The 4,268-nt window shown below is 50.1% G+C and carries 3 protein-coding genes; 2 read left to right on the forward strand and 1 reads right to left on the reverse strand.

Features of this window, described 5'->3' with window-relative positions; genetic code table 11:
* Positions 1-388 precede the first annotated feature (388 nt).
* Positions 389-1,024 carry a hypothetical protein gene (locus QNK41_RS11635; RefSeq protein ID WP_319256942.1) on the forward strand — a complete coding sequence of 212 codons (636 nt, stop codon included), beginning with the start codon at positions 389-391 and terminating at the stop codon, positions 1,022-1,024.
* A gap of 357 nt (positions 1,025-1,381) precedes the next feature.
* Entirely contained in the window at positions 1,382-2,977 is a 1,596-nt protein-coding gene (locus QNK41_RS11640) for a hypothetical protein (RefSeq protein ID WP_319256944.1), read from the forward strand.
* Positions 2,978-3,171: 194 nt separating this feature from the next.
* Here QNK41_RS11640 and QNK41_RS11645 read toward each other — a convergent pair whose 3' ends face one another.
* Positions 3,172-3,999 carry a polyphosphate kinase 2 family protein gene (locus QNK41_RS11645; RefSeq protein ID WP_319256947.1) on the reverse strand — a complete coding sequence of 276 codons (828 nt, stop codon included), beginning with the start codon at positions 3,997-3,999 and terminating at the stop codon, positions 3,172-3,174.
* Between the last annotated feature and the right edge of the window lie 269 nt (positions 4,000-4,268).

A 4,268-nucleotide genomic window follows, 5' to 3' on the forward strand; every position in this document is an offset into this window, starting at 1 on the left:
AAGTGCGCTGCCTACGGCACCCGCGATAGCGGTATTCTCAGGATGGAACATGAATGTTCGCCGAAAGGATGGCGATCGATTTATTGTTCGCTCGCTCAAGCTCGCTATCGCGGCCCGCAAGCCTTGATCTCGGGCTTTTTACGAATCCGTCGGAAATGTGACTTTTTACGAGTTCATCAACTGTTGCCCATCCACAAATGATTATTTTGCCCGATCTCAGCGTTGCGCGAAAAATTTTATCCTCGGAATATCAACTATATGCACCCCAAGGGCACTTCTTACAGGGCGCCGCCGGTAAAATTTTTCGCACGCCTTGATCTCGACCAAAATCCCTCATTTCTGGACGGACACTAACTGGCTCCTATAGGGAAATGTACCCCAAACGCCCATGAAAAAGTCCAAATCCTACATCAAGACCCTTGACCGAATAAAGGTGTCCAAACTTGCCGGGCGGTTGATTCGGGACATTGAACGAATCATTCCGCCTGACACGGCACTGTTTCATGAGGCGGTAATCATCGCCGGTGCTCCCGAGGCCACCCAGTCAATGCGCTACCTTCCCTTCAACCGGCAGGTCCATGCTGACGGAGATGTGACCACCTCATTGTCCCTGGTGGTCCTTCTTAACAATCTGCGCATGGAACGGTTTTTTCTCAGTGGATTCCGGGAACGGATCAGCCGGCTGGTTTTCAAACTTTCTTTCAATGTCATGGACCGCTACATCAGGGCCATTCGCCTGGATCATCGCCTGTTGCGCATCATGGCAACAGCGGACGGGGAGTTCAGCATCATGGGCATCGTTCAACGGGACGAAATCCAGCGAAAACGCTTTTTCACAAGACGCTGCCGATTTCTATGCCCCCTGCTGTTGGTTCCAGTAACCGACCCTGTCAGCCTGGACTATATAGTCGAATTTGAACGGCGCCAGACCATCAAAAAGATTAAAATCCCGCTGATTCCCCTTTACCGCAACGGCCCACCCCCTGCCCATGAAGGCATCAAACGCCTGCCTACTCAAAAATAGGTAATTCATTTCATAATCATGGGGATCGGATAGGAATAAAAGGAAACAGTTTATCTTTCCCTGCATGCTTCGTTCCCTGATGGATAAAATCCAAGCAACCCATGCGCAAAAAACCCTCAGCTGCATCATCACGCCCGATCCCTCGACGATAGGCGACGATATTACCGTCAAAAGGCATTCGGCAGGCATCGATCGACAGGGTCCATACACGTTAGCGACAACGAAAAGGGCAACTGATCTTTTAAAAACCGTCAAGTTAGAGAGTCCGGCACAAATATTGTATGTTAAAAAACGGGTGCTTCCCCCTGGCATTGGAATGGACCTGAAAAAATGGAATCAGCCCGGACAGACATGAATATGGCCCAGAACGCTAAACCATTGTATCCCAAAAAAGAGGCGTCCAGTCCCGCCGGTGCAGCCTGGTTGTCCGGAGAAGAGGTGATTGAGCAAACCGGCATCTCCAAAAGAGATCTGATCCGTTTCATTCAACTGAGGGTGTTGCCCAAATCAATGATGCGGGTCTCACCCGTCGGTCGCGACGGCGCACGGAAAAAAAGTTACTTTTCAAGGTCTGTACTTGGACACGTAGCCATGCTGAAGCTACTCAGGGACGAAGGGCATTCCGTGGAAACCATCGCCACTGAATTGCGGGAAGCGGCAGAAGGCGCCCCGGTAGCCCAGGACCCACCATTGCCGAAACCGCAGCAGGCTGCGCCTTCAACCGAAAAAAAACCGGAAAAAACCACATCACCGAAGTTTCACCTGCCCGCTGATACCATCGCGGCCTCCTCATTTTTGGTCAATGCTGGTTTTCGCATCGGATGGATCAAAGTGGATCAGGGCGATCGGCTGTCCAGAGCCATCAGGAATGAATTAACCGACGATCCCTCCGGAACCGTTTTTGACATCATGCTGCGTGCCTCCTTGAAAGAACTGGTTTTCAATTGGCAGCCGCTGTTTTCATTTATCTATCGATTCTTGCAGGAGACCACATCACCGGATACCTTCAACAGGCTGGCTCCCACGGTTTCACTGAACCTGGAAGATGCAGGTCTGCCGGGAAAAGCCAGTCCCGACGCGGCAAAAAGAGGTCCTATAGATAGCTGCCCGATTCATCTTGAGGATGACGAAGGCCGGATTCAGACGATGCGAATTTATGGGATGGCCCTTGCGGAAGGGACGCTCTTCTTTTTGGATCAAGACCGCTGGCAGGAGGAGCATCACGTCGACATGGCTGGTGTACCCTATCCCGCCTCGCCAACGGATGCCGACGCCGCCTCCGGGAAAACCCCCTTCAGTGTAATCTCGGCCCGGCTCGATGATTCCCGAAGCATCGTCGATACCCTGCTGCCGGAAACCTATTTTCAGATCATGACCCGCATCTGGGACGAGAGCGATCGCGTTCTGGCATCCTACGGCGGACACCGTGCCAAACGCAGCGGCACCGAAGTGCAATACATCATCCCCCGGCAGGCGGACACGGATCCCGCTTATGATGCCATATGCTGCGCCATTGAACTCAGAGACAAGATGCGTGAACTCGAGGCATCGCTGAAAGCGGATGGTGGATGGTTTGCCGATATCCGCCTGAACATCGGCATCAGCAGCGGAAGGGACCATCTCCAGCAGGAGGATCTGACCGCCAGCATGGCCTTCATGCTCCCCGGCGGAGCGGCGGACCAGGCCTTTCATCTCTCCGCCATCGCCCATGGGGGTGCCATCTGGATTACCAAATCGGCATTCAGCCATCTCACCCCGCAGCAGATGAAACGAATCACCTTTGGTATCTATCGCGACGACCGGCTGATCCGCAATATCTTCGCGCAGGTCTCAGAGCTTCCGCATGCCCCCGACACGCCGTCCCTGGGGCGGGGTATCCGGTCGCTTTCCGTCACGCGCATTATCGCCCTGCAAGCCGACCGCAGCAGCAAAGATCACCACGAAAATCAATAGAATTTCAATAATTCGAATTTGGTTTTAGGCCAAGCTACGATAAGCTTCAGGAATGACTTTACGTCATAATTTTTCCGGTCCATGCTTGGATTGAATGAATTGAATGGAGGTAAAACTCGATTGGTATTTTGATATCTCAGCTTTTTTGACGTCTCTGAAACCTGTGGTCCGCCCTAATGACTCCCCAAAATACCTCAATCATCAATTACAATTTTATCAAGTCCCGGCTCTGGGGCAGGAAATTGCAACTTCATCCCCTTAAGGGCATTCAGGGCTATTTCAGCAATTACGTAGTTACGATACCATTTTCTATCAGCCGGAATTACATACCAGGGAGCCCACTCTGTACTGCATTCTGAAACAGCTTTTCCAAAGGCTTTCTGATACTCATCCCAAAGTTTACGCTCGGCCAGATCCCCTGAACTGAACTTCCAATGCTTGTCCGGTCGGTCCAGACGGGACTGTAGTCTCTCTTTCTGTTCTTCTTTACTGATATGCAGACAGAATTTCAGGATCGTAATACTATTATCAGAAAGATATTTCTCAAATGTGTTTATCTGTTCATAACGACCCTCTATAACTTTCTTGGGTGCAAGGTTATGAACACGCGCAATAAGTACATCCTCATAGTGAGAACGGTTGAATATTCCGATCATTCCTTTCTGTGGAACCTTACTGTGAATACGCCACAGGAAATCATGCCCCAACTCTTCCGCTGTTGGAGCCTTAAAACTGTGGACCCTCACGCCCTGGGGATTGAGCGGACCGAAAATATGACGGATGGTTCCATCTTTGCCGCCTGTATCTATCGCCTGAAGAACGATCAACAGAGAATGTTTGTTCTCGGCATATAGAACCTGCTGAAGTTCAACCATTCGCCGACTCATCTCTGCAAATTTCCTTTCGCATGTCTCTCTATTTTTAACTCCAGCCTTTGACGAAGGATCTATATCATTCATCTGAAACTTTGAGTCAGGCTTGATTCTGTATTTCTGAGAGAAATCCACCATTTTTTTTGACATAACAACTTCCTAAATATCTTTGTGTGTTTACCTTGTCTGCATTGTACAAATTGCAATCCGCAACTAATATCTTCAAAGAACAAATGTAAAACCAGATTACAGGTACGTTGAGAAAAGCATCGGTCCCGAAGAACTCCAGATATCAACTTTCTTGGATGTCTTTATAAGTAAACCCCAACGTTGCAAAAGCTGGAGGGCTTCAGAGCCAAGGCGTCAAGGGTGAAGCTGTAATCGGCTACCGCGATCCCTTGACAACACGGGATCTGAAG

Origin of the sequence: Desulfosarcina sp. (assembly GCF_033791525.1) — a bacterium.
Lineage (GTDB): Bacteria > Desulfobacterota > Desulfobacteria > Desulfobacterales > Desulfosarcinaceae > Desulfosarcina.

Bases quoted from the DNA above. Each gene is read 5' to 3' on its own strand.
- QNK41_RS11640 (WP_319256944.1), top strand. From the start codon at position 1,382: ATGGCCCAGAACGCTAAACCATTGTATCCCAAAAAAGAGGCGTCCAGT.
- QNK41_RS11645 (WP_319256947.1), bottom strand. From the start codon at position 3,999: ATGTCAAAAAAAATGGTGGATTTCTCTCAGAAATACAGAATCAAGCCT.
- QNK41_RS11635 (WP_319256942.1), top strand. From the start codon at position 389: ATGAAAAAGTCCAAATCCTACATCAAGACCCTTGACCGAATAAAGGTG.